Source organism: Cryobacterium sp. M25, assembly GCF_002929635.1.
GTDB lineage: Bacteria > Actinomycetota > Actinomycetes > Actinomycetales > Microbacteriaceae > Cryobacterium > Cryobacterium sandaracinum.
In genome coordinates, this window is the sequence record NZ_PJJU01000035.1 from 25,332 (window position 1) to 49,533 (window position 24,202).

21 protein-coding genes are annotated in these 24,202 nt (G+C 68.0%); 14 read left to right on the forward strand and 7 right to left on the reverse strand.

Going from position 1 to position 24,202, the window contains the following annotated elements:
* Positions 1–179: 179 nt before the first annotated feature.
* Positions 180–1,241, reverse strand: a complete 1,062-nt coding sequence (locus CXY81_RS15980) for a Pvc16 family protein (protein WP_146067597.1) — start codon at positions 1,239–1,241, stop codon at positions 180–182.
* Positions 1,242–1,377: 136 nt separating this feature from the next.
* Here CXY81_RS15980 and CXY81_RS02965 point away from each other — a divergent pair, with 136 nt between their 5' ends.
* Positions 1,378–1,668: a hypothetical protein gene (locus CXY81_RS02965; protein ID WP_104170344.1), complete on the forward strand. Its 291-nt coding sequence runs from the start codon at positions 1,378–1,380 to the stop codon at positions 1,666–1,668.
* 414 nt (positions 1,669–2,082) lie between these two features.
* Here CXY81_RS02965 and CXY81_RS02970 read toward each other — a convergent pair whose 3' ends face one another.
* Positions 2,083–3,546, reverse strand: a complete 1,464-nt coding sequence (locus CXY81_RS02970) for a cryptochrome/photolyase family protein (RefSeq protein WP_104170345.1) — start codon at positions 3,544–3,546, stop codon at positions 2,083–2,085.
* A 75-nt stretch (positions 3,547–3,621) separates the two neighbouring features.
* On the opposite strand from CXY81_RS02970, the gene CXY81_RS02975 reads away from it, so the two are divergent.
* The 3 genes from CXY81_RS02975 (at position 3,622) to CXY81_RS02985 (ending at position 5,540) form a co-directional block, all read left to right on the forward strand.
* Positions 3,622–4,524, forward strand: a complete 903-nt coding sequence (locus CXY81_RS02975; RefSeq protein WP_104170346.1) for an oxygenase MpaB family protein — start codon at positions 3,622–3,624, stop codon at positions 4,522–4,524.
* 9 nt (positions 4,525–4,533) lie between these two features.
* Positions 4,534–5,265: an SGNH/GDSL hydrolase family protein gene (locus CXY81_RS02980; protein WP_104193917.1), complete on the forward strand. Its 732-nt coding sequence runs from the start codon at positions 4,534–4,536 to the stop codon at positions 5,263–5,265.
* 71 nt (positions 5,266–5,336) lie between these two features.
* A complete protein-coding gene (locus CXY81_RS02985; RefSeq protein ID WP_104099648.1) occupies positions 5,337–5,540 on the forward strand; it encodes a hypothetical protein in 204 nt (67 codons plus the stop codon).
* A gap of 55 nt (positions 5,541–5,595) precedes the next feature.
* Here CXY81_RS02985 and CXY81_RS02990 read toward each other — a convergent pair whose 3' ends face one another.
* Positions 5,596–6,870 carry a M18 family aminopeptidase gene (locus CXY81_RS02990; RefSeq protein ID WP_104193918.1) on the reverse strand — a complete coding sequence of 425 codons (1,275 nt, stop codon included), beginning with the start codon at positions 6,868–6,870 and terminating at the stop codon, positions 5,596–5,598.
* Positions 6,871–6,956: 86 nt separating this feature from the next.
* On the opposite strand from CXY81_RS02990, the gene CXY81_RS02995 reads away from it, so the two are divergent.
* Positions 6,957–10,136: a beta-phosphoglucomutase family hydrolase gene (locus CXY81_RS02995; protein ID WP_104193919.1), complete on the forward strand. Its 3,180-nt coding sequence runs from the start codon at positions 6,957–6,959 to the stop codon at positions 10,134–10,136.
* A 28-nt stretch (positions 10,137–10,164) separates the two neighbouring features.
* Here CXY81_RS02995 and CXY81_RS03000 read toward each other — a convergent pair whose 3' ends face one another.
* On the reverse strand, positions 10,165–10,473 hold the full coding sequence (locus CXY81_RS03000; RefSeq protein ID WP_104170350.1) for a winged helix-turn-helix domain-containing protein: 309 nt from the start codon (positions 10,471–10,473) through the stop codon (positions 10,165–10,167).
* Positions 10,474–10,579: 106 nt separating this feature from the next.
* On the opposite strand from CXY81_RS03000, the gene CXY81_RS03005 reads away from it, so the two are divergent.
* From CXY81_RS03005 to CXY81_RS03020, 4 genes are read left to right on the forward strand one after another with little or no spacing between them, the layout of a single operon-like run.
* Positions 10,580–12,106, forward strand: a complete 1,527-nt coding sequence (locus CXY81_RS03005) for a proton-conducting transporter membrane subunit (protein WP_146067598.1) — start codon at positions 10,580–10,582, stop codon at positions 12,104–12,106.
* A complete protein-coding gene (locus tag CXY81_RS03010) occupies positions 12,103–14,586 on the forward strand; it encodes a DUF2309 domain-containing protein (RefSeq protein ID WP_104193921.1) in 2,484 nt (827 codons plus the stop codon). The genes CXY81_RS03005 and CXY81_RS03010 overlap by 4 nt, the downstream gene beginning before the upstream one ends.
* Positions 14,583–14,900, forward strand: a complete 318-nt coding sequence (locus tag CXY81_RS03015) for a DUF190 domain-containing protein (protein WP_104099654.1) — start codon at positions 14,583–14,585, stop codon at positions 14,898–14,900. The genes CXY81_RS03010 and CXY81_RS03015 overlap by 4 nt, the downstream gene beginning before the upstream one ends.
* Before the next feature lie 47 nt (positions 14,901–14,947).
* Positions 14,948–15,739: a DUF6671 family protein gene (locus CXY81_RS03020; RefSeq protein WP_134544319.1), complete on the forward strand. Its 792-nt coding sequence runs from the start codon at positions 14,948–14,950 to the stop codon at positions 15,737–15,739.
* A 60-nt stretch (positions 15,740–15,799) separates the two neighbouring features.
* On the opposite strand, the gene CXY81_RS03025 is transcribed toward CXY81_RS03020, so the two are convergent.
* Positions 15,800–16,522, reverse strand: coding sequence for a hypothetical protein (locus CXY81_RS03025; protein WP_104099656.1), 723 nt, complete (start codon positions 16,520–16,522; stop codon positions 15,800–15,802).
* 81 nt (positions 16,523–16,603) lie between these two features.
* Here CXY81_RS03025 and CXY81_RS03030 point away from each other — a divergent pair, with 81 nt between their 5' ends.
* Together CXY81_RS03030 and CXY81_RS03035 are read left to right on the forward strand one after the other, a co-directional pair.
* Positions 16,604–17,083 (forward strand): PPOX class F420-dependent oxidoreductase, encoded by a 480-nt coding sequence (locus CXY81_RS03030; protein WP_104193923.1) that lies wholly within the window; start codon positions 16,604–16,606, stop codon positions 17,081–17,083.
* 135 nt (positions 17,084–17,218) lie between these two features.
* Positions 17,219–19,384: a RecQ family ATP-dependent DNA helicase gene (locus tag CXY81_RS03035; protein ID WP_104193924.1), complete on the forward strand. Its 2,166-nt coding sequence runs from the start codon at positions 17,219–17,221 to the stop codon at positions 19,382–19,384.
* 32 nt (positions 19,385–19,416) lie between these two features.
* Here the strand turns inward: CXY81_RS03035 and CXY81_RS03040 are convergent, their stop codons facing one another.
* Positions 19,417–20,427 carry an ADP-ribosylglycohydrolase family protein gene (locus CXY81_RS03040; protein ID WP_104193925.1) on the reverse strand — a complete coding sequence of 337 codons (1,011 nt, stop codon included), beginning with the start codon at positions 20,425–20,427 and terminating at the stop codon, positions 19,417–19,419.
* A 258-nt stretch (positions 20,428–20,685) separates the two neighbouring features.
* Here CXY81_RS03040 and CXY81_RS03045 point away from each other — a divergent pair, with 258 nt between their 5' ends.
* The 3 genes from CXY81_RS03045 to CXY81_RS03055 are packed head-to-tail and all read left to right on the forward strand — an operon-like array spanning position 20,686 to position 22,981.
* The gene (locus CXY81_RS03045) at positions 20,686–21,498 is read left to right on the forward strand and encodes an amino acid ABC transporter substrate-binding protein (RefSeq protein ID WP_104170358.1); all 813 of its coding nucleotides are present in this window, start codon (positions 20,686–20,688) and stop codon (positions 21,496–21,498) included.
* A gap of 12 nt (positions 21,499–21,510) precedes the next feature.
* Entirely contained in the window at positions 21,511–22,179 is a 669-nt protein-coding gene (locus tag CXY81_RS03050) for an amino acid ABC transporter permease (protein WP_104170359.1), read from the forward strand.
* The gene (locus CXY81_RS03055) at positions 22,166–22,981 is read left to right on the forward strand and encodes an amino acid ABC transporter ATP-binding protein (protein WP_104193926.1); all 816 of its coding nucleotides are present in this window, start codon (positions 22,166–22,168) and stop codon (positions 22,979–22,981) included. Before CXY81_RS03050 ends, CXY81_RS03055 begins: the two co-directional genes overlap by 14 nt.
* A 60-nt stretch (positions 22,982–23,041) precedes the next feature.
* On the opposite strand, the gene CXY81_RS03060 is transcribed toward CXY81_RS03055, so the two are convergent.
* Complete coding sequence (locus CXY81_RS03060; RefSeq protein ID WP_104099663.1) at positions 23,042–24,070, reverse strand: TerC/Alx family metal homeostasis membrane protein; 1,029 nt, start codon at positions 24,068–24,070, stop codon at positions 23,042–23,044.
* Positions 24,071–24,202: the final 132 nt, after the last annotated feature.

The following is a 24,202-nucleotide window of genomic DNA, read 5'->3' on the forward strand; positions in this document are numbered from 1 at the left end:
GGGTGCGCACGAACAGGTGTCCACTGGTCGCAGGTATCCTCTGGTCGCAGGTATTCCCGACGTCCCGACAGAATCGAGGCCCACCATGATCTGGCGCGTCCCGCTTCTGGCACTGCCAGCGTTCCTGACACTCACCTCCTGGTCGGGAGGTCTAACCCGGGAGTTCGGCCTCGACGTGCTCAGTCACCGGTGGCCGACGCGGAATCCGGCTCCGGCTCCTGCCCAGGCTCCGGCTCCGGCTCCTGCCCCGGCCCCGGCCCCGGCCCCGGCCCCGGAAAGCGCACCTCGACCCGGGTCCGGTCCGCCAGTTCGTCCCCGGCCGGATGAGTCAACTCAATGATCACGACGCTCGGTGACTGGCCGAGCAGGTCGAGGATGGATCCGATCTCCAACCCGGAGTAGGGGTCGTCGACATCGAGCACCTCCGGCCGCATCCCGAACAGGGGGTCGGACGCGGCGATCATCAGCACGGCGCCGCGGTGTTCGGCCTGTTCGAAGATGCGGCCGAGGTTGTCCTCGGTGGCGGCAGCGCTGGCTCCCACGACCTCGTTCAGGGGCACCGTCACGAGAGGCTTGCCCAGTTCGTTCGCGACGGATGCCGCGGCCTCGGCCTTCGCCACGGCATCCGCTCCCGTGAACACGGCGAGCGCACCTGCCCCGGCCAACTTCACGACATCACGGACGGTTCCGACCACTGCCGTGCGCTCGGCTGCGTCCAGGGTGAACGAGGCCATCACGCCGAAGGACAGTCGCAGCGGCGCATTTGATGCCAGCCAGAGGGAGGTCAGCACCTCGTTGGTCAGCGGCGAGGGTGAGAGCCAGACCTGCAGGTTGTCTGCCGAGCCGATCGGGACGTTCAGCACGGGATGGCGTTCGATGGCGGCCCGCGCTGCACCGAAGGCACGGTGGCTGCCGGCATCCGTGTCGACGTCGTCGCCGGGAAAAGCACTCACCAGGTAGTGCAGCTCCGAAATCACTCGGCTGGGTCCCCTCTGGGTCTCCTCCCGATAACTGATCAGGCTGTCGTAGTAGAGGAACAGGTTGATGGAGGGGCCGGCGACACCGGTGCGGGGTGCGCCGAGCACGTAGGCCGTGACCTGCAGCCCGATCGGCGGGGAGGACAGCAGTCGTTGGAGCGCGACGGTCGTCGAGGCGATGGCCTGGCCGTAGTTGGTGAGCGACGACATGGGGACCCCGGCTTCTGAGAGCTTCTGGATGCGAAAGTGAGCAGACAGTGCCACGGTACTCCGGCTCACCAACCAGGTCGAGGAGTTCGGCTGCGCCACGGCGGAACCGGCCCGGTGCCCATCCCGCGGATGCCGTAGCCTGCTTCGATAGATGTGTTCCTCGCGATGTCCGCCTCAGTGAAGGAGTTCCATGGACTACTCGGCAACGATCGTGGCCCAGACCCACGTCACCAAGCCCGACGCACTGCGGCTGATCGCGGAGGCGGCCGGGTCGACCGTGCGGGATGCCGGGACGGCGCATCCGTTCGTGCCGCTCGTCGGCGGCGGTCGCGTCGAAGTGGAGATCCCCAAGTTCGGCGAGGGCCCGCCGCTCGCGATCGATGTCTTCAACCCCCACGGGGCCGAGCAGGCCCGGGCTTCGGCACTGTCATTGCAGGCTGCCCTCGCCGGCGTGACCGATTGGCCGACCGAGGTCAGGTAGCCGCGTGCGCGGCAACCCGCCCAGGTAGACCCTCACCCGCCGCTGGACTCCTCCCCCCTTCCCGACGCGGATCAAGCCCCAGCAAACCTCGGTGCGACGACCGCGTCCCGATGACGCGCTCCCGAGGTCTCCCTCCCGCCTGCCATCCGCGGCGAGACCCCTGCACGCCTCGCGGCGCACCTTATACAGGCCGGCGCACGTTAGATCCTGCGCCGGCTTCCACGACCCGCGCCGCCCTGTGCCTGGACTCAAGCTCTGACTGACCTACAGCACCACACACTTGCTCGGCAGCTCAGTCAGGGGAAGTCGAGGGCTGCTCGGGTTACAGGTCACCTTCTGAGAAGTTTCACTCTAACGGTGTCGTGGTTGACCTACGGGCCGCGACGGACTCACGAGGCGCCCCGCGGGCGACGCTCACCACTCGGTGCGTGCACGCTCCTGCTCGACGACCTCTTCCCGGTCGACCAGGCGGCGCAGTCCGGCGAGCGGTTGCGCCATACGGTGATTGCCCCGGATGCGTGGCTCCACCCGGTCGAGGAAGGCCCAGTACCCGGCGGTGAACGGGCATGCGTCCTCGCCCAGGCGTTTCTTCGGGTTGAACGTGCACGCGCCACAGAAGTCGCTCATCTTCGAGATGTAGGCGCCCCCGGAGGCATACGGCTTCGTGGCGACGATCCCGCCGTCGGCGTGCTGGGACATCCCGACCACATTGGCGGGCATCACCCACGGGGCGCCGTCGACGAAGGCGTTCGTGAACCATTCGGTGAGCTCGGCCGGTTGGTAACCGCGCTGCAGCGCCCAGTTGCCGAGCACCATCAGCCGCTGAATGTGGTGCGCATAGCCCGTGCGGCGCACCTCGTCGAGCACATGGCTGAGGCACTTCGCCCTCACGGAACTGCCGTCGAGCTCGAGGAACTCCCGCGGCAGGGCCACCTGCGCCTCGAGGTGGTTGCTGCGCCGCACGTAGTCCTCACCCAGGTGCCAGTACAGGTGCCAGACCCAGTCCCGCCAGCCCATGATTTGGCGCACCACGGCCTCCACACTCTGCAGTGGGGCTCCCCCGGTCTCGTACGCGGCGACTACGGCGTCGATCACCTCCCGCGGATGCAGCAGCCCCAAATTAAGGGGAACGCTCAGCCTGGCGTGGGCCATCGTCTCGTCCCCGAGCAGCGAGGCATCCTCGAAGGGGCCGAAGTCGCTCAAACGCGTCTCGACGAAATCGGCGAGCGCCACGAGCGCTTCCGCCCGGGTGGCGGCGAACCGGCGGGGTCCGTCCTCGCCGATCAGTCGAATGCGCCCCTCGGCCTGCCACCGGTCGAGGTCGGCGCGCACCTGCTCGTCGATGTCGTCCTCCACCGGATGGAAGGGGTCCGGCAGCCCCAGGCCCACCGCTCCCTTCGGCGGCGGCTGACGGTTGTCGTGGTCGAAGTTGAACCGGCCGCCCTCGGGATCGGGCCCGCGCATGAGCAGCCCGGTTTCCGTGCGTGCATGGCGATAGAACTGGTCCATGATCAGCCGGGACGGCGGCCTCCCCGCGGCCCAGACGGCGAAGTCGGCCTCGCTGGTCACGAAGCCGCGGCTGGGCAGCACCCGCGCGCCGAGCTCGTGAACCAGCGCGCGGGAACCCCACGAGGTGGGGTTGACCACCTCGAGGTCACGGCCGGCCAGCACATCCCGGTAGTGCTCGGCGCGCAGGTACTCGACCCGATCACCGAGCTCCCTGGCCCGGTGCCTGAGGGCGGTGAGAATGAGGTGCGCTTTGGCTCGGTGGTACGGGCGCCGACCGAGAACGCCGACGGACTCCACCATCAGGATCGGTCCGCCGTCGTCGAAATGGGGGCCGAGCTGGTCGGCGAACAGAAAGCGAGGCACTGCCATGGCTTCGAGTTTAGATGCCTTGCCGCACGCGAGGTTCGAGGCCGATGCCCAGCCGCGACGGGTTAGCCTCGATCCATGGGCAGGTTCGTGGACAGTTGGCGGTCGCATCTTCTGGTGACCTTCTCGGGGAACGGGTCAGGTCGCCCGCAGTGGGTCGAAGAAATCGAACAGGGCGACGATATCGGCTTCTTCGGTCCGGGCTCCGCCTCCTGGGCCGTGCACGGCGGGATGGCGACGATGGTCGCCGGCATCCGTGCCCTGCTCATGCAGACCCTGCACCCCGGCGCGATGGCCGGCGTACACGATTGGTCGCGCTATCGGGAAGACCCGCTCGGACGGCTCTCCGGCACCATCCAGTGGCTCGTCACCGTGACCTTCGCCGACACGACCCTGGCCGAGCACGAGTCGTCCCGCGTGGGGCGCTTCCACGACCGGGTCACCGGCACCTACCGCGACGCCCAGGGCATCGAGCGTCCCTATGCCGCCGGGGACCCCGAACTGCTCGCCTGGGTGCACATCGTTTTCACCGACGCCTTCCTGGCCTCGCACACGATCTGGGGTGACCCTATCCCCGGCGGGGCCGACGGCTACGTGCGCGAATGGGCCAAGGCCGGAGAACTCGTCGGCGTGCACAATCCGCCGCGCTCCGCGTCCGAACTGCAGGCACAGCTGGATGCGTTCAAGGATGCCGGCATCCTCAAGAGCGACGAACGCGTGGCCGAGGCGGTGCGCTTCATTCGCAATCCCCCGCTCCGGCCCGCCATGATGCCCTTCTACCGGGTCATGTTCGCCGGCGCCGTCGCCTCGATCCCCCGCGAATACCGCGAGCTGCTCGGCCTGCGGCGCTCCCTGCTCCCGGTGGTCTGGGGCACCGGAGCCGTTCTCCGCCTGGTGCGCCTGCTGCTCGGCCGGTCGTCAACCTCAGAGGATGCCGCCCGGGCCCGTATCGCGCGTCTCTCCGCCGAGAACCCCGCCTAGACTGCACGGATGCCTCCGCGCCCTGACCTCTCGCGTACGGGCGCGACTCGCACTCGCCGCTTCCCCTTCCGACTGCTGGTGATCGGGCTGGCTGCCCTCGTTCTGACCTCACTGGGAATCTTCGCAGCCGTCAACTCCGACCTCTCGGAGACCGACGGGGACGTGCAGGTGACCCGCCCCGCTGACCGCCCCCTGCGCGTGCTGTTCGTGGGCGATTCGATCAGCTACGGCCTCAACGCGGAACTGCAAGACCTGGGCTTCCGTCCGCTGATGGTCGATGCGCTCGCAGAGGGCGGCCCGGTTCAGGAATTCCACAAGAATCGGGCCGGTGCCACCACCGGCACGGTATCCAGCCTGGTCGATGTGCCGGAGAACCTCGACCTGGCCGTGGTCGAACTGGGCACCAACGACGTGCTCGACCAGACCGCGCCCGACGAGTTCGCGCTCAGCTACCGGTCACTCCTGGACCGCGTGCACACCGAATCTCCGGGCGTCCCCCTCGTCTGCGTTGGCACCTGGGGCAGCGCCGATGAGAGCGACGCGTACAACGACATCATCGACCACGAGTGCGCCCGAGAAGGCGGCGCCTTCGTCAGCCTCTACGACCTCTATCTGATCGAGGCCAATCGCGGCCCCGCCGGACAGGATGTCTTCGGCGGCACGAGCGATCGTTTCCACCCCAATGACGCAGGCTACCGAGCGATTGCCGAGCACCTTCTGGGCCGCATCAGCATACGCTGAACTGTTTTGCATATCACGGGGTGAAAGTACACCCCCTTGATGATTTCCTCTCTGTGAGGAAACCTCCAAGTATGAGACAAAACGACTGGGTACTCACCGTCCACTGTCGGGAGTGCGGGATCGGCGGCACAGCCCAAGTCGGAACCGACCGGCGCATCGTCTGGCCGGTGATCGTGCACGAGGGCGACTGCGAACTCGCCGATGACAAGGACCTCGTGGAGTCCCGCTCCGGGCATCCCGTGCATGGAGTCCGCCAGTCGGCTTACGCGCTGTGACGCCCCGCAGCACCCCGAACGAGTTCGACGCCGGCCAGCCACACGCGGCCTGCCGTTAGACCTCCGAGGCAAAGAACGCGCCGATCGCCTTCTGGAGAGCGACCGGGTCGCTCACGTGGCACAATTCGCGGGCGGAATGCATCGAGAGCAGCGGGATGCCCACGTCGACCGTGCGGATGCCGAGCCGCGTGGCGGTCAGCGGGCCGATTGTGGAGCCGCACGGCACCGTGTTGTTCGACACGAATTCCTGGTATTCCACGCCGGCCTGCGCGCAGGTTCGGGCCCAGAGGGCCGCACCTGCCGCATCCGTCGCGTAGCGCTGAGTGGCGTTGATTTTCAGCAGCGGGCCGCCCCCGGCGACGACCATGTTCGCCGGGTCGTGCTTCTCCGGGTAGTTCGGGTGCACCGAGTGACCCGCGTCGGCCGACACGCACCACGAGCCGGCGTAGGCGCGCAGGCGATCACTGACGGATGCCCCGAGTCCTGCCCCGATCCGGGTCAGGATGTCGCCCAGCAGCGGCCCGCTCGCACCCGTTCGGGTCTCGGAACCGAGTTCCTCGTGATCGAAGGCCGCGAGCACCAGGATCTGACCGGCCGGTGCCGGGGCTCCGATCAGGGCTACCAGGCCGGCGTGCACCGAGGAGAGGTTGTCCATGCGCCCCGCGGCGAAGAGCTCGCGGCCGAGGCCGAACCGGGCCGGATTGGCCGTGTCGGCCGTGAGGATGTCGTAGCCGGCGACCTCCTCTCCCGCCAGCCCGGCCAGGCCCGCCAGGTGCCCGACCAGGTCGGCCTGACTCGTTTCCCCCACCCCGAACACCGGGGTCAGGTGCCGCTGACGGTCGAGAGTGAGGCCGGTGTTGGCGTCCCGGTCCAGGTGGATGGCCAGCTGCGGGATGCGGCAGAACGGGCCCGTGCGCACGAGGTGTTCGGTGCCGTCGATGGTGGTGAGGCGGCCGGCGAGTTCGAGTTCGCGGTCGAGCCAGGAGTTGAGCAGAGGACCGCCGTAGACCTCGACCCCGGCCTGCAGCCAGCCGTGGGCGCCGATGGTCGGCTTCGGCTTCAGCTTGAAACCGGGCGAGTCGGTGTGCGCCCCCAGAATGCGAAACGGTGTCGTCGGGCCGGCCCCGTCCGGCTGCACCCAGGCGACGACCGCGCCGTCGCGCACGAGGTAGCGCCGTCCGGGCGCACCGGACCACTCCTCGGTTTCGCTCACCCGGTCGAAGCCGGCGGTGTCCAGGCGGCGGGCAACCTCCGCGGCAGCGTGGTACGACGACGGGGAGGCGGTGATGAACTCGGCGAAATCGTTGATGTAGTCCGGTGTGGATGTCATGGGTCATATCCAACCACCCTGCGTACTATGTCCACATTCAGGGCCGAGCAGTCACGGCCAGGCATTCACGGCCCAGAGGAGCACCCATGAACCAGCCGAGCCAGCCGCCGCACCCGGCCCGCGCCGCCTTCGACGCCGTGATCTTCGACCTCGACGGCGTGGTCACCGACACGGCCGCCGTGCACGCCCGGGCGTGGAAGGCCCTGTTCGACGAGGCACTGCCGGGACTGACGAAGTCGCCGGTGCCTTCGTTCGAAATCGAGAGCGACTACCGGCGGTACGTCGACGGGCGGGCGCGGGAGGACGGCATCCGTGCGTTTCTGGCCTCGCGCGGGATCGAACCGACGCATGGCCGGGCGACCATCAACGCTCTCGCCGGCCGCAAGCAGGAGCTGTTCACCCGCGAGCTCGCCGTCGGCGGCGTGCAGGCGTTCCCCGGCACGCTGGCGCTGTTGCGCCGGTTGAAAGAGCAGGGGCTGCCGGTGGCCCTCGTGACAGCGAGCCGCAACAGCGCCGCCGTGCTGACCGCGGCGCGCCTCACTGGCCTATTCGACGTCACGGTCGACGGCACCGACGCCGTGCGGATGCGCCTGGCCGGCAAACCCGACCCGGCCCTGTTCCTCGAGGCGGCCCGGCGACTGCACGTGACGCCGGACCGCACCGTGGTCGTCGAAGACTCCGAGGCCGGGGTGCAGGCCGCGGCGCGCGGCGGATTCGCCCTGGTCATCGGCATGGAGCGTACGGGCGACAGCCGGCTGCGCTCGGCCGGCGCCGATCTGGTGCTCACCGACCTCGCCGACCTGGACCTGGCCGGCCTGGACCCCGCTCTGACCGGGAAGAACCGCGGCTGGGCCGGAGGCGAGACCGGCAGCGACCCGTGGTTGCTGCGCTACATCGGCTATGACCCCGCGACCGAGGGGCTGCGGGAGGCGCTCTGCACACTCGGAAACGGCTACTGGGGCACTCGCGGCGCGGCGGCCGAGTCCACCGACGACGGCGTGCACTACCCCGGAACCTACCTCGCCGGCGTCTACAACCGGGTGCAGACGACCCTCGGCGAGCGCACCGTCGAAGACGAGCACCTGGTCAACGCCCCCAACTGGCTGCTGCTGGGATTCAGGGTGGCCGACGGGGACTGGTTCGACGTCGGCCACACCGAGCTGGTCACCTATCTGCAGGAGCTGGACCTGCGGCGCGGCGTGCTGACCCGGGTCATCCGTTTGCGCGACGAGGCGGGACGCACCACCCGGGTGACCTCCCGGCGGTTCGTGTCCCAGGCCGCCCCGCATGTGGCCGTGCTCGACACCACGTTCGAGGCGGAGGACTGGACCGGCCCGTTGACCGTGCGCTCGGCCCTCGAGGGCCGGGTCTTCAACCGCAATGTTGCCGCCGACCGGCTTCTCACCAACGCTCACCTGATTCCCCACACCGGCACGCAAATCGACGCCGAGACCGTGCTGCTCGAGATGGAGACCACGCAGTCCGGCATCCACATCGCCCTGGCGGCCCGCACCCGGGTGCGGAGGGACGAGCAGCCGGTCGAGCCCCCGCGGCACCTGCTCACCGACGACGCCGGCTGGGTGGCGCACGAGTTCACCCTGGATCTGGAGCCGGGGCATCCGGTCAGGGTGGAGAAGACGGTCGTCGTCAGCACCTCCCGCGACCGGGCCATCGCCTCGCCGGCCCGGGCGGTGGCCATCTGGTTGCGGCGCCTGCCGCACCCGGCGGACCTGTTGGAGGCGCACGAACGGGCCTGGCAGGTGCTCTGGGACGAGTTCGCGGTGGGCATGCGCGCGAGCGATCACCAGTCGCTCGCGCTCAACCTGAACACCTTCCACGTGCTGCAGACGGTGGCGGCCGTCGACGCCGACCTCGACGCGAGCATGCCGGCCCGAGGGCTGCACGGCGAGGGGTACCGCGGGCACGTCTTCTGGGACGAGCTGTTCGTCTACCCGATTCTCACCCTGCGCCGCCCCGACCTGAGCCGCGCCCTGCTCGGCTACCGGTACCGGCGCCTGGGCGAGGCCCGCGCGGCCGCACGGGGCATCGGCCGCGAGGGCGCGATGTTCCCCTGGCAGAGCGGCATCGACGGGCGTGAGGAGACCCCGACGAACCTCTTCAACCCGCTGAACCAGCAGTGGATGCCCGACAATTCCCAGAACCAGCGGCATGTGGGCCTCGCCGTGGCCTACAGCATCTGGGAGTATTACCAGTCCACCGGCAACACCGAATTCCTGATTCAGCAGGGTGCCGAAATGCTGCTCGAAGTGGCTCGTTTCTTCGCCAGCCTGGCCCGCTACGACGAGGTGGACGACCGCTACGACATTGACGGGGTGATGGGGCCGGACGAGTTCCACGACGGTTACCCCGGGGCGTCGGGCCACGGCCTCCGCAACAACGCGTACACGAACGTGATGACCGCGTGGGTACTGCGCCGCGCGGTCGACACCGTGGCTCTGTTGCAGAACCGGTACTGCGGGTCCCTCTGGAACCGGCTGCGACTGCGGCCGGACGAGGTCGACCAGTGGGCCCGGATCAGCCTGCGGCTGCGGGTGCCGTTCCACGCCGACGGCGTGATCAGCCAGTTCGAGGGCTACGAGGGCCTGCCCGAGTTCGACTGGGACGCCTACCGGGCCCGGTATCCCTCGATCGCCCGCCTCGACCTGATTCTCAACGCCGAGGGCGACAGCACAAACAACTACCGGCTCTCCAAGCAGGCCGATGTGCTCATGCTGCTCTACCTGCTCTCCGCCGAGGAGCTGCGCGAACTGCTTGAGACCATGGGCTACGAACTGCCGCCGGAGGCGATTGTGCGAACGGTCGAGTTCTACTCGGCACGCTCCACGCACGGCTCCACGCTCAGCAACGTGGTGCACTCCTGGCTGGACGCCCGGCGCGACCGGAAACGGTCGTGGGACTACCTGACTCGGGCCCTCGACAGCGACCTTGGCGACATCCTCGGCGGCTCCACCCACGAGGGCATCCACCTCGGCGCGATGGCCGGATCGATCGACATGGTCGTGCGCTGCTACACCGGGCTGGAGATCCGGGAGAACATGCTCTGGCTGCATCCCGTGCTGCCGAAGGAGCTCGCGGAGGTCACCTTTGCCATCAACTACCGGGAACAGCCGATCCGGCTGAAACTGACTCCCGGCAACGTGCGCCTGCAGCTGCAGGCAGGCGGCGCCGCTCCGATCCGGGTACGGGTCGAGGGCCGGGAGGCCGTGCTTGCGCCCGGCGAGACCCGCGATTTCCCGCTCGGTTAGCGTCGGTCGTCCCGGACTCCTGAAACCACTATCCCTGTGGGCCAACGCCGCTCGGGGCAGCCTCGGGGTTGGCGAAGGCGGCCAGCAATTCCCCGATGCGGTGACCACGATCCAGAGGGTGGCGAAGCGGCATCCCCGTGTTGAGGCGATAGATGTTGCGCCGTCCCTCCCGTTCGCGCTCGAGATAACCGGCGTCTTCGAGTTCGGTGACGATGCGTTGAGCCGCCCGCTCCGTGATGCCCACCTGGGCCGCGACGTCGCGCAATCGCACATTCGGGTTCTCCGCCACGCACAACAGCACGTGCGCGTGATTGGTTAAAAACGTCCACTGCGCCATTCTCCTATTCTCACCCAACTGACCATTGTTTCCTCACACGTGAATCCCGACACTCAACACGTGCTATGTTTTTCGTGTTTTATGAATCGTGAGAAAAGGAGCAGCTTTGAACGAGAATGTTACGGTGGCAATGGTCCTGGCGGGGCCGTGGGTTGCCGTGCTCGCCTCAGCGATCGCCGGGCGTCTCGGCCGGAGCGGTGATCTGGTTGCTCGCATTGCCGCGGCGGTCGTCGGTCTGGGGTTCGTCTTTACGGCAGCCGTCGCCGTTGCCGTGTCGACCCTGTGGACGGATTCAATCCAGGTGGGCTTCGGGGAGACAAGCCTGCAACTCGATGCCCTGGCACTGATCATGTCGTTGCTCGTTCTGGGGCTGTCCTCCCTCATTCAGGGGTTCGCCGTGCGCTACCTGCGCGGGGATCCTCGTCAGGTCTGGTTCGTGGTGACCGCGAACCTGCTCACCGGGTTCACCGTGCTGATGGTGTGTGCAGGGTCCGTGGCCCTGTTCGCGTGCGCCTGGGTCGGCGCCGGCGCCGCACTTGTGTTGCTTCTGGCCACATACTGGCCGCTGGCACAGGCGCGGGAGGGTGTGTGGCGCACCGCGGTTCGCTTTGGTGCCGCCGACACCGCGTTCCTGCTCGCGGTGGCAGTGCTGCTCGTTGGTGCTGGCGGGGACGTGTCCTTCGATCAGCTCGGCGCCGGTGCGTCCGGCCTGAGCGCGCCCGCCCAGCTCACCCTCGCGGTGATGTTGGTCCTCGCCGCCCTGGCCCGATCCAGCCAGATCCCATTCCAGGGCTGGTTGCCGTTCACTCTCGGCGCCCCGACACCGGTCTCTGCGCTGTTGCATGCCGGGGTGGTCAACGCGGGCGCCATCCTGCTTCTGCGGTTCGCGCCGGCGATCGCCCCTCACCGGTCCGTGATGATCGTCGTCTGCGTGGTGGGCGCGGCCACCCTGGTGTTCGCGTCGGCGGTGCGCCTGGCACGCCCGGACGTGAAGGGCCGACTGGTATTCTCCACGATGGCGCAGATGGGGTTCATGATCATGGCCTGCGGGTTGGGCCTGTTCGCGGCTGCAATCTTCCACCTGGTTGCCCACTCCCTGTACAAATCGACACTCTTCCTAGGCGCGGGAACCGGAGTGCGACAGCACGCCACCGACCGCGACCTCCCCACCCGCACAGCCCCGTCGCGCCTGGTGGCGGGCCTCGCGGTGGCCATCTCCGTGACCGTAACCGTTGCCGTACTCGTGGCAGCCAAACTGGTGCTCTCCCCCGCCGTGTCGCCCTCCAGCATCGGCCTGTTGGCGTTCGTCGCCCTGACCGCCGGCGTCACCCTGGCCGTGGCACTGGCAACCCACTTCTCGATCCGCACGATGGTGGTCGGCACCACGGTGACGGCGGCCGTCGGAATCGGCTACGTAGCCTTCCTGCACCTGTTCACGGGAGCACTGGAACCCGGGGTGCCGGTCCAGGGGGCACCTGGCTGGCTGCTCGTTCTGCCCGCGGTCGGCCTGATCGCCGTCGAGCTGCTGGCTCGAAGCAGCACCGGTGCGGTCTGGCTGCGCGATCGTGTCTACACGTCCGCACTTGCCGCATCCCTGCCCCGTAACCCCATCAGAACTGGAGCACCCCTGTGAGTCTGATCCTACGCGCGCAGGTCGCTGCCGCCGCCCACGACATCGTTCCGGCCTGGCCGTTGGACTCCTTCATCGCCGTGAACCCGCTGGCCGGCCGCGAATCTTACCCATTCGAGACCGAAACAACCGCGGAAGCGGCAACCACCCGCCCCGGGAGCGCCTACCTGGCTGACTACCAGCGCGGTCGAATCACCCGTGATGACATCGACGCAGCACTCCTCGAACGCATCCCCCAGCTGGCCGACCGACGCTTGCGGATCGGCACCGCAGCCGTGTCCGCGGTCCGGGTTGCCGAACTCGATATGCGCCTGGTCGCAGCCGCACCTGCCCCCGAACCGGTTGCGGTGGCGGAGCTGACGTGGCTCGATGAATACCTGGCCGTCTGGGTTGCCGGCTATCTGTGCCCGGACCCGGCGTGGCCCATGCCACACCATGCCGACGGGTTCTACCGGGCCTGGCGAACCCTGGCCTGCCTCGATCCGTCCCTCCCCCGCACGGTTCGGCGCACCCTCACCACACTTTCGCCCGAACCGGACGCGGCGCTGGCGCACGCCCTGCAATGCCTCGGCATCACGGCGGCCGACGTCCCACGTGCCCTTCGGACCGCACTCGGGCACCTGCCCGGGTGGGTCGGGCACATCAAATGGCGGGCCGAGAAGGTCGGCGACATCGACCTGACCTCGTACCTGGCCGTCCGATTCACGGTCCAGGTTGCGCTCGGAATTACCCCAGCAGCCGACCAGACAACACAGACGGCACAGCCCGACCACACCACGCTGACCTCGGCACCGTTCTGGTTGCGGGCCGAACGGGTTGCGCAGGCGCTCACCGCCGCACGGCCGAGCCGCGAGGACGTCGCCGCGGTTGCTCGGGTTCTGTCCACCCATCCGATAACCGACCAGCGGTACACCTGGCAGAAAGCCTACGAACTGAACTACCGCACCGCCCTGATCGGGGCACTCCGCTCCACCGTCGAGACCCGGGACGGCCGCAACGTGCAGTTGGTGATGTGCATCGACCCCCGGTCCGAGGGGTTGCGCCGCCACCTCGAAGAAAGCTCCTCGGTCGAGACGTTCGGTTTCGCCGGCTTCTTCGGCGTCCCCATCCGGTTCGCCCGCTACCAGGCGCGCGGAGCAATCAACTCGCTCCCGGCACTGCTGAGCGCGCGCCACCACATCACCGAGATCCCCGTCGACCACGAACAAGCACACAGAGTCGTTGCCGCTGGAAAATTCCGAGACGCCCTGCGGCATGCCGTGCATACGGCGGACTCGACAGCGGCGACACCGTTCGCGTTCGCGGAGACGGCAGGATGGTTCTACGGCGGCATCAGCATCCTGCGCACCCTCACCCCGCGCATCCACGCACGGATCGTGCGCGCCCTCTCCCTCTCGCCCCGGGACCTGCGCAGTGACGTGACGATCGCGGACGCGTTCACGCTGGACGAGCGTGCCACGTTGGCCGAAACGGCCTTGCGGATGATGGGCCTGGCCCAGTTCGCCCCGCTGGTCGTTTTGGCAGGTCACGGCTCCGAATCGGAGAACAACCTCTACCAGTCCGCACTGGACTGCGGCGCGTGCGGCGGAAATCCGGGGCACGCCAACGCCCGCGCCGCCGCCGCCATCTTCAACGACCCCGAAGTGCGACTGCTGCTCGCCGACCGCGGGCTGCCGATTCCCTTCGACACGTTCTTCGTGGCCGCCGAACACAACACCGTCAGCGACATGGTCACCGTGCTCGACCGCCACCTGATCCCCGACAGCCACACGAGTTCGGCAGACCGCTTCGAGCAGCTTCAGCGCACCGCGGCGGACAAATTGGTGACCGAACGCGCCCGGCACCTACCGGGAGCATCCCCCCGGCATTCCCCCGCACGACTGCGCGGACGTGCCCACGACTGGGCTGAGGTGTATCCAGAGCTCGGGTTGGCGGGAAACGCCACCATGATCATCGGACCCCGCGACATAACCAGAAACGTTGATTTGGGCCGGCGGGTGTTCCTGCACTCCTACCGCACCGAACTGGATCCCACTGGGGCCGCCCTGGAGACGATCATGACCGCCCCCCTCGTCGTGGCGCAGTGGATCAACCACCAGTACTACTTCACAGCCCTGAACCCCGACACTCTCGGCGCCGGAACGAAAACCATCCACAACGCCATCGGCACACTCGGCGTGATCTCGGGCCACAGCGGCGACCTCCGCCGCGGCCTGCCGTGGCAATCCGTGGGTCTGGGCACGGAGCTGTTCCATGAGCCGATGCGCCTCACCGTCGTTGTCGAAGCACCGCTGGCCCGCATCGGAGAGATCATCTCGCGCAACCAAGTCCTGCGAGATCTTTTCGACAATGACTGGATCACCCTCACCGCACGAGATCACCCCACTGCCCTCTGGCACCGCTATACCGCCTACGGCTTCACAGCGACCGCAACCGCTACTCCCGCCGCCACTGCCACCCCGATGGAAGGACCACACACATGAACAATCTCACCAAGATGACCCGACTGGAGATCGTCGTGCCTGCCCGCGACGCCCCCGCCATCCGCGAGCTGGTTTCCTCCGCCGGCGCCACCGGGTACACCTCCGTCTCCGGTGTCTCCGGCATCGGACACCACGGACAACACTCTGGATCCCTGCTCTTCAACGAGTACGACACCCTCACCATGCTCATCACCGTGTTGCCCCCCGACAAAGCCGACGAACTCATCAACGCCGTGCGCGAGCTGCTTAACACCTCCAGCGGCGTCATGTTCGTCGCCGAGACCTACGTCTCAAGGCCCGACTACTTCCAATGACTTCCTCCCACTCCTCCTATGCTGGGCGCCTGATCACCTTCGCCACCATGCACGGCAAGGAGCACCTCGCCCAACAGGCATTCCACGACATTCTCGGCGCGACAGTCAGCGCTGCGGGGGGCCTGAACACTGACCAGTTCGGGACCTTCGCCGGCGATATCCCACGCACCCTCAGCCCCCGCTCGGCAGCCCGCGCCAAAGCGCGACTGGGTATGCAGATCGCCGGCACCACTCTTGGACTTGCCTCCGAAGGCAGCTTCAGCTCCGGATTCGGTCCTCTCGTTGAAAACATGGAGATTCTCCTGTTCATCGACAAAACCCTGGGGTTGGAACTCGTCGAGGGCGCCGTGAATGTCTCCGCGCTGCCCGGAGGCAGACGCGTCGACAACGCCGACAGCGCTCTCGCGTTCGCGTCAGCCGCGGGATTCCCCGAACAGGGAGTGATCGTGCAGAGCACAAACGATAATCACCTGACTGTCTACAAGAACTTCACGCAACTCAGCGACCTCCAGGAAACCGTCGAATTGCTTCTGACGGACCAGTCCTCCGTCACGATTCTGCCGGACTACCGAGCGCACAAATCGCCAGCGCGGGCAGAGACCATTCGCAGGCTGAGTTATCAGATGGCTCGTCGCCTCGCTACACCCTGCTCCCTGTGTCAAGCACCTGGGTTCGGTCAGGTAGACATCGAACGCGGCGTTCCCTGTTCCGACTGTAGATCAGCGACCGCATTGATCGCCGCGGACCTCCACGGCTGCGGACGCTGTACCCACAGGACCCGGATACCGCGTGGCCAGGCCACCGCCGACCCGCAATGGTGCGACTATTGCAACCCGTAGTGAGGTCAGGCGTTATTCGTGCTCCCCGTCGGCCTCATGCATGGTGGACCGCGGCGCGCCTCAGACCTCGGACTGCAGGGCCGCCCGGGCGAACGCGGCCCCACCGGGCGTGACGATCCAGCGCGTGTAACTGCTCGTGCCGGCATCGAACACACCGAGTCGGCGCAGCAAGCGCCACTTCGGCAGCACCAGGTTGAACGCCGCGTCACTGGAGAGCGGGGCACCGTCGGCCCGCACCCAACCGATGGTCTCCAAACTGAGGGCTAGCAGCTGTTTGAACAGCTCAGCCTCGTCAAAACCCCGCCGCGCAATGAGTAGGAGCAGCAGCCTGGTGGCGTCGGACTCGGCCGGGTCGCGGCTCTGGTGCGCGGTTCTGGCCAGATGCCACCACAGATCGCGCGGCGCCTCGACGAGCGCCCGGCCGCGACTGGTCTGCAGCAGCATCCCCTTGCTCACTCGGAGCAGGCCCACGCTGCGCAGGTGTGCGCGCAACTCCAGCAGAGGCAGGAAGTGGCTCTCCCGGCTGGCCGTGACGGGCCAGCCCCAGTCGAGCTGGGTCGAGGCTTCCACGACCACCGCGGGCGGGAGGTAGCCGGCCTGGGTCAGACGGATGCCGTGCTCACCGACGCGGCGCAGCATCCACTGCACGGGCGCCACCATGCGCTCCATCGCCCGCACCGGCAGCAGAATGGAGTCGGTCACCCGTGCCTCCGCGAGCACCAGGCGGAACCCGGCGACGGAGTCGGGGTGCATGCGTGTTTCGAGTTCCTGGACGACCTTCACGGTGCGAGCATAGCGAGGTGTGGCCGCGGAGCCTGATGCGACCGATCGTGTCGGGCATCCGCTCTGCCGTAGCCTTGGATCATGGCCAGAGACATTGCAACCACCACCACAGTCGACCTCGCCGAGATGCTCGCTTTCGTGCGCCCGAGGCACCGGATGCTGCTGGCCACCACCCGCACCGACGGCCGCCCGCAGATCTCGCCCGTGACCGGCGGGGTCGACCCCTCCGGCCGAATCGTGATCTCCTCCTATCCTGCCCGGGCGAAAACCCGCAACGCGGAGCGAAATGTGCTTGCCTCCGTACTGGTGCTCTCGGACGACTGGGACGGCGGCTGGATCCAGGTCGACGGCGACGCCGAGGTGCTGCACATGCCCGAGGCCGGCGACGGGCTGGTCGAGTACTTCCGCTGCATCTCCGGCGAGCACTCCGACTGGGCCGAGTACCGGGCGGCGATGGCGCTTCAGGACAAGTCCCTGATCCGCATCACCCCCAGCCGGTGGAGCCCGATCGGCACGGGCGGCTTCCCGGCCCACGTCGCTGCCCGGCTCGACGCACTGTAGCCGCGCTCGCAGGATCGGCGTCGCGGTGCACCCTGGGGAAGCGGGCGCACGTTCGTCCGTGCGCCCGCTTCCCCAACCTGCGCCGCGAGGTCTGGCGCCCGGCGCACTGTCACCAGCATCTGCGAAGCTGGGCGAATGACCGACACCCGCGCCGCCGCCCTCGAGATTCTGCGCAACCTGGTCGGGCGTGACGACGCCGACTTCCACGAGGAACAGTTCGAGGCGATCGAGACCCTCGTCGACCAGCGCCGACGGGCCCTGGTCGTGCAGCGCACCGGGTGGGGCAAGTCGGCCGTCTACTTCGTCGCCACGCTGCTGCTGCGCCGCCAGGGAGCCGGCCCCACCATCCTGGTGTCGCCGCTGCTCGCCCTGATGCGCGACCAGGTCGCCGCGGCAGCCCGGGCCGGGGTGCGCGCCGTGTCGATCAACTCCTCCAACCCGCACGAGTGGGCAGAGGTGCAGCAGCAGCTGATCGACGACGAGGTCGATGTGCTGCTGGTGTCGCCGGAGCGGCTCAACAACCCGAAGTTCCGCGACGAGCAGCTCCCCGCGCTCCTCGCCCGGGTGGGCCTGCTCGTCGTCGACGAGGCCCACTGCATCTCCGACTGGGGCCACGATTTCCGGCCAGACTATCGGCGCCTGCGCGACCTGATCGCTCAGATGCCCGCCGGGGTGCCGGTGCTGGCGACCACGGCCACGGCGAACAGCCGCGTGGTGACGGATGTCGCGGCACAGCTGGTCTCGACCGGCGCGACGGTCGCGAACGGCGCGACCGGCGTGGCAGGCGCTGAGGTGGTCACCATCCGCGGCCCGCTCGCCCGGGCATCCCTGCGCCTCGGCGTACTGCGCCTGCCCGACTCGCGCACCCGGCTGGCCTGGCTGCTCAGCCACATCGACGAGCTGCCCGGTAGCGGCATCATCTACACCCTCACCGTCTCGGCGGCGGAAGACACCGCACGTCTGCTGCGGGAGGCCGGGCACCCGGTGCGCGCCTATACCGGGCAGACCGACACCGCGGAGCGGGAGGAGTCCGAGGGCATGCTCAAGCGCAACAAGGTCAAGGCCCTCGTCGCCACCAGCGCCCTGGGCATGGGGTTCGACAAGCCCGACCTCGGCTTCGTAGTGCACCTGGGTGCCCCCTCCTCCCCCGTGGCCTACTACCAGCAGGTCGGCCGCGCCGGCCGCGCCACCGAGAACGCCGACGTGCTGCTGCTGCCCGGAGTCGAAGACGAAGACATCTGGCAGTACTTCGCCACCTCCTCGATGCCCAGCCAGCACAAGGCGGAAGCCGTGATCGGGGCGCTCACGGAGCACGGATTGGCCCCGCTGTCCACGCAAGCGCTCGAGGCCCGCGTCGACCTCAAGCGCAGCCCGCTCGAGCTGCTGCTGAAGGTGCTCGACGTCGACGGCGCCGTGCGCCGCGTCACCGGTGGCTGGGTGTCCACCGGCCGGCCCTGGTTCTACGACCGGGAACGCTACGAACGCATCGCCGCCGCCCGGGTGAGCGAGCAGCAGGCGATGCTCGACTACGAGCGCACCACCGGCTGCCGGATGGAATTCTTGCAGCGCGCGCTCGACGACGACACCGCGGTGGCCTGCGGCCGCTGCGACAACTGCACCACGGCTTGGTTCCCCGGCGACGTGCGGCCCGAGATGACCTCGGCCGCCGCCCGAGCCCTCGACCGGGTCGGCGTGGCTCTCGAGCCGCGCGCGCAGTGGCCCACCGGGGTGGCGAGCCTGGGCGTGAACGTGCGCGGCAACATCCCGACCGGCGAACGGATGCTGCCCGGCCGCGCCCTCGCCCGTCTCACCGATCTGGGCTGGGGCGGCCCACTACGCGACCTGTTCGCCACCCAGTCCTCCGACGCGCCGTCTACGGATGCCCCGGCGAGCCCGGCCCTGATCCAGGCCTGCATCCGCGTGCTGGCGGAGTGGGGCTGGGACGAACGGCCGGCCGCGGTGGTGAGCGTGCCCTCGCGGCAGCATCCGTTGCTGGTCGGATCGGTGGCTCGGGCGTTCGCCGAGGCCGGCCGCCTGCCCTGGCTCGGCTCGCTCGACCTCGTGAACGGCGGCCCCACCGGCACGGCGGGCGGCAACAGCGCCTACCGGCTCTCCAACGTCTGGGACCGTTTCGCGGTGGGACCGAAGCTGGCCGCGGCCCTCGACACGGTGCAGGGCCGACCGATCCTGCTCGTCGACGACCTCGCCGACAGCCGCTGGACGCTCACGGTCGTGGGCCGCCTACTGCGTCGCCAGGGGGTGGCGGCCGTGCTGCCGTTCGCGTTGGCGTTGAAGTCCTGAGCTGCCGGAGAACTCAAGCTTTCGCCCTGACGTCAACGCAGCGCGCGCAGCTTGACCGTGCGCTGCAAGCCGACCTCGTCGGCCCGGACTCCCCCGACCGCTCCGCAGTGAGCTGACTGCATGGACAGGCGCACCAGGTCAACGCCGCGCAGCCCCGGCCAGCCCTGCACCAGGTGGCGCCAGGTTGTTGGCACAGCTTCCAGCCCCCAGCGGGCGGCGGTCAGCGCGCCAGCGACACCTGCTACGGCGTCGGTGTCGCCGCCGCCGCGCGCCGCGACTTCGATGGCGCGACGCACCTGGCCGGCATCCGTTCCCCGGGCGTACGTGATCGCCGACCAGGCGGCCTGCAGGGTCTGCACGACCCAGCCGTTACCCGGGAAATCCGCGGGCCGTTCACGCTCGGCATCGTCGATCCGGGTCGACCAGTCCGCGCGGCGCTCGCTCGGCAGGGCGGACAGGCCCACCCGAATGTCGAGTTCGCCCTCGAGCACGGCGTGCCGCAAAGCGAGCCCGAACAGCACGCAGGCATCGCCTGCCTCGGTTTCACGGTGCGTCAGCTCACTGACCAGGCGCGCGGCCTCGGCCAGGGCGACCGGATCGCCGAGGAACGCCAGCGCCACCGGCGCGGTTCTCAGGAGCGATCCGTTGCCGGCGCTGCGCCCGTTGCGATCATGCTGCTCCCTCGCCCCGCGACGCACGGAATCGGCGTTCGGCTCGCTGCCCGAGAGCACCGCCCCCAGCTGCACGCCCGCGTACGGTGCCGATTTCGCCCAGGCCACCCAGTGGGCCACGACGATGTCGAGGACCGAGTCGTCTCTGAGATCCCCGCCCTCCGCCGCGGCCATCGCGAGCGGCACCGCCATGGCCGTGTAGTCGGTCCACTCGCCGGGTGCCCAGTGGAAGCCGCCGCCGCCGCGCATGCTGACCGGGGCGGTTTCCGGTAGCGGCCCGGCGAACTCGTAGCCGGCCCCGAGCGCGTCCCCGCAGGCCATGCCCAGCAGCACCGCTGCTGATCGGTCGTGTTGGTCGGCAGTCAGCTTCATTGCAGGCTCCTTCGGGTCGGGCCGATTCGGGTCGGGTAAGGACCGGAGTACCTGCACATCCGAGAACGAACGCCGGGTGCACGGGACGAGTGCAGCCTATTCCGGCCCAAAATCCCCGGCAAGGCCATTGACCGGGGCCCAACCGGTGTGTGACGCGGCGCGTCACGGGAATACTTACCGGGGCGCACTCCTTGTTAGTCTTCAGACATCGCTTTTCGGCGATGAATACGCACCTGCAACCTCGGTTAGGCCAGAAAAATGAAGCTCAAGATCCTGTCGGCGGTATTACTCACAGCGCTCACCGTGTCGCTGGCCGGCTGCTCCGCGAGCACCGACACCGACGACGCAGCCACCACCGGCGCCGACACCTCGCTGTCCTCCGTCACAGACGCGGGCGTGCTCACCATCGGCACCGAGGGCACGTACCGCCCGTTCACCTTCCACGAGGGTGGCTCCGGCGCACTGACCGGCTACGACGTCGAGATCATCGAGGCCGTCGCAGCCGAGCTCGGAGTCACGGCCAAATTCGAGGAAACCCAGTGGGACGGCATCTTCGCAGGCCTCGAGGCCGGCCGCTTCGACGTCATCGCCAACCAGGTCACGGCCACCCCGGAACGCGTCGCCAAGTACAACTTTTCGACCCCCTACACGTTCTCGACCGGCGTGATCGTGGTCAAGAGCGACAACACCTCGATCACCTCCTTCGAGACCCTGGCCGGCAAGACCACGGCCCAGTCGCTCACCAGCAACTGGAACACCCTCGCCACCGAGAGCGGCGCACGTGTGCAGGCCGTCGAGGGCTGGGCCCAGTCGGTCGCCCTGGTCGAACAGGGCCGCGTCGACGCGACCGTGAACGACAATCTCACCTTCCTCGACTACCAGAAGCAGACCGGCGCCACCGGGCTCAAGGTCGCCGCGAACACCGACGAGAAGTCCGCGACCTCGTTCGCCTTCGTCAAGGGCAGCACGGAGCTGACGGATGCCGTCGACGCGGCCCTCGAAAAGCTCGCCGCCGCCGGCACCCTGACGTCGATCTCGGAGAAGTACTTCGGGTCCGACGTTTCCCAGTAACCCCGTCCAGCCATGAACCAATCCGCCTGGGACCTGTTCTGGACCTCGCTCGGTCCCATCGTGCAGGGGGCGATCCTCGGCACCATCCCGCTGGCGCTCGCCTCGTTCACGATCGGTCTGGCGCTCGCGCTCGGGCTGGCGTTGATGCGCCTCTCCCGGCGCCGGTGGGTGTCCGGCATCGCCCGGGTCTACATCTCGATCGTGCGCGGTACCCCACTGTTGGTCCAGTTGTTCGTGATCTTCTACGGCCTGCCGTCGCTGGGCATCCTGATCGATCCGTGGCCGAGCGCCGTGGTGGCGTTCTCACTCAACGTCGGCGGCTACGCCGCCGAAGTGATTCGGGCGGCCATCCTCTCGGTGCCCAAGGGGCAGTGGGAGGCGGCCTACATGATCGGCATGTCGCACCGTCGCGCGCTGACCCGGATCATCCTGCCGCAGGCCGCCCGTGTCTCGGTTCCGCCCCTGTCGAACACCTTCATCAGCCTGGTCAAGGACACCTCCCTCGCCTCGCTGATCCTGGTCACGGAGCTGTTCCGCGAAGCACAGCAGGTGGCCGCCTTCAGCCAGGAATTCATGCTGCTCTACCTCGAGGCCGCCCTGGTCTACTGGGTGATCTGCCTGGGCCTGTCCTCGGTGCAGAGCGTTCTCGAGAAGCGATTGGACCGCTATGTCCCCCACTGATCCGATTGATCCGACCGAACCGACGGCCCCGGATGCCGCGGCGACCTCCGACGTCCTGCTCCGCGTGCGCGGGCTCCAGAAGAGTTTCGGCGCCAACCAGGTGTTGCAATCCATCGACCTGACGGTGGGTCGCGGCCACGTTCTCGCCCTGATCGGACCCTCCGGTTCCGGCAAGACCACCATCCTGCGCTGCCTGAACGGCCTGGAACTGGCCGACGGCGGAACGATCGACGTGGCCGACGAACTGTCGGTCGACTTCGCAGCCATACCGGGGAAGAATCAGCGTGCGGCTCTGCGCGACCGGTCGGCCATGGTCTTCCAGCACTACAACCTGTTCCCGCACAAGACCGTACTGGAGAACGTGCTGGAGGGGCCCGTGGTGGTGCAGCGCCGCCCGAAGGCGGAGGTCGAAGCGGAGGCGCTCGCGTTGCTCGACCGCGTGGGCCTCAGCGCCAAGAAGGACAGCTACCCGTTCGAGCTCTCCGGCGGCCAGCAGCAGCGTGTGGGCATCGTGCGCGCGCTCGCCCTGCGCCCGCAGCTGCTGCTCTTCGACGAGCCCACGTCGTCCCTCGACCCGGAACTCGTGGGCGATGTTCTGCGCCTGATCAAGGAACTGGCGGTGGAGGGCTGGAGCATGGTGATCGTGACCCACGAACTCGAATTCGCGCGCGAGGTAGCCACCGAGGTGGCCTTCGTCGACGGTGGCCGGATCGTCGAGCGCGGCGACCCGAATCAGCTGCTGCGCCACCCGAAGGAGGAACGCACCCGGCAGTTCCTGCACCGGCTGCTGTTCCCCTTCTAGGTGCACATCCAGGCGTGGGGCCGACCTCGCCGGGCAGAGGCTCAGCCCCTCACCTGCCCGTCAACTCTTGTGCCCGGAGTCGGGCTGATCCGCTGGTTCAGTCTCGGAATGATCCGCTGCCCGGAGTGAGCCGGCATGAGCTCGCACCGTGGGATCCTGGCGTGTCTTGATCAGGCTGGCGACCGTGGTCACGGTCAAGACCACACCGATGACGATCAGGCTGAGATTCGTGCTGATCTCCGGCACTCGGCCATCAAGGCCGTGTGCCCAATGCAGAACGAGTTTCACACCGATGAAGGCCAGGATGAGGGACAGGCCGGTCGACAGGTAGACCAGCCGGTCGAGGAGCCCCTTGACGAGGAAGAAGAGCGCCCGGAGCCCGAGCAGCGCGAAGGCGTTGGCGGTGAAGACGATGTACGCCTCATCGGTGATTCCGAAGATCGCCGGGATCGAATCGAGTGCGAACAGGAGATCGGTGCTGCCGATCGCTATCAGCACGATAAACAGCGGTGTCACCGCGCGGCGGCCGGCGCTCCGCGTGAACATTCGACCGTCGACATAGTCGTCGGTAACGGTCAGGCCCCGACGGGCCACCCGGACCAGTACGTTGTCTTGCACGTCAGGGTCGACGTTACGGTGCCGGAAGAGCTGTACGGCTGTGAAGATCAGCACCAGACCGAAGATCAGGAACATGAATGAGAACAGCGAAAGCAGGGCGGAACCCAGTGCAATGAAGATCGCCCGCAGAATGAGTGCCAGCAGGATCCCGAAGATGAGAACTTTCTGCTGGTATTTTTCCGGGACCGCGAAGGTCGACATGATGATCACGAAGACGAAGAGGTTGTCGATGGACAGGCTCTTCTCAACGATGTACCCGGCGAAGTATTCCGCGCCGAACCCCCAGCCCACCTGCGCCGCGAAAACGAGGCCGAACAGGATCGCGACCGCGATGTACAGCACCGACGAGAGTGCGGCCTCCCGAAACTTGACGACGTGCGGCCGGGCGATGGCCAAACCCAGGTCCAACGCGAGCAGACCCAGAATGACGGCGATGGTGAGCGTCCAGCGGAGCGCAGTTACTTCCAGCAACTGTGACCTTCCTGTCGTGTCCTCAGCGAGAATTTCAGCGTGAGCCTACTCATAAGAGGAACCAAATAAGCATGAACGTCAACAGTATCCTGCCTCTGCTGCTGACCCCCTTCCGGGCAAGCGGCCTGCCCT

Coding starts and splice junctions, on each gene's coding strand:
- CXY81_RS02965 (WP_104170344.1), top strand. CDS start 1,378: ATGGACTACTCGGCAACGATCGTGGCCCAGACCCACGTCACCAAGCCC.
- CXY81_RS02970 (WP_104170345.1), bottom strand. CDS start 3,546: ATGGCAGTGCCTCGCTTTCTGTTCGCCGACCAGCTCGGCCCCCATTTC.
- CXY81_RS02975 (WP_104170346.1), top strand. CDS start 3,622: ATGGGCAGGTTCGTGGACAGTTGGCGGTCGCATCTTCTGGTGACCTTC.
- CXY81_RS02980 (WP_104193917.1), top strand. CDS start 4,534: ATGCCTCCGCGCCCTGACCTCTCGCGTACGGGCGCGACTCGCACTCGC.
- CXY81_RS02985 (WP_104099648.1), top strand. CDS start 5,337: ATGAGACAAAACGACTGGGTACTCACCGTCCACTGTCGGGAGTGCGGG.
- CXY81_RS02990 (WP_104193918.1), bottom strand. CDS start 6,870: ATGACATCCACACCGGACTACATCAACGATTTCGCCGAGTTCATCACC.
- CXY81_RS02995 (WP_104193919.1), top strand. CDS start 6,957: ATGAACCAGCCGAGCCAGCCGCCGCACCCGGCCCGCGCCGCCTTCGAC.
- CXY81_RS03000 (WP_104170350.1), bottom strand. CDS start 10,473: ATGGCGCAGTGGACGTTTTTAACCAATCACGCGCACGTGCTGTTGTGC.
- CXY81_RS03015 (WP_104099654.1), top strand. CDS start 14,583: ATGAACAATCTCACCAAGATGACCCGACTGGAGATCGTCGTGCCTGCC.
- CXY81_RS03020 (WP_134544319.1), top strand. CDS start 14,948: ATGCACGGCAAGGAGCACCTCGCCCAACAGGCATTCCACGACATTCTC.
- CXY81_RS03030 (WP_104193923.1), top strand. CDS start 16,604: ATGGCCAGAGACATTGCAACCACCACCACAGTCGACCTCGCCGAGATG.
- CXY81_RS03035 (WP_104193924.1), top strand. CDS start 17,219: ATGACCGACACCCGCGCCGCCGCCCTCGAGATTCTGCGCAACCTGGTC.
- CXY81_RS03040 (WP_104193925.1), bottom strand. CDS start 20,427: ATGAAGCTGACTGCCGACCAACACGACCGATCAGCAGCGGTGCTGCTG.
- CXY81_RS03045 (WP_104170358.1), top strand. CDS start 20,686: ATGAAGCTCAAGATCCTGTCGGCGGTATTACTCACAGCGCTCACCGTG.
- CXY81_RS03050 (WP_104170359.1), top strand. CDS start 21,511: ATGAACCAATCCGCCTGGGACCTGTTCTGGACCTCGCTCGGTCCCATC.
- CXY81_RS03055 (WP_104193926.1), top strand. CDS start 22,166: ATGTCCCCCACTGATCCGATTGATCCGACCGAACCGACGGCCCCGGAT.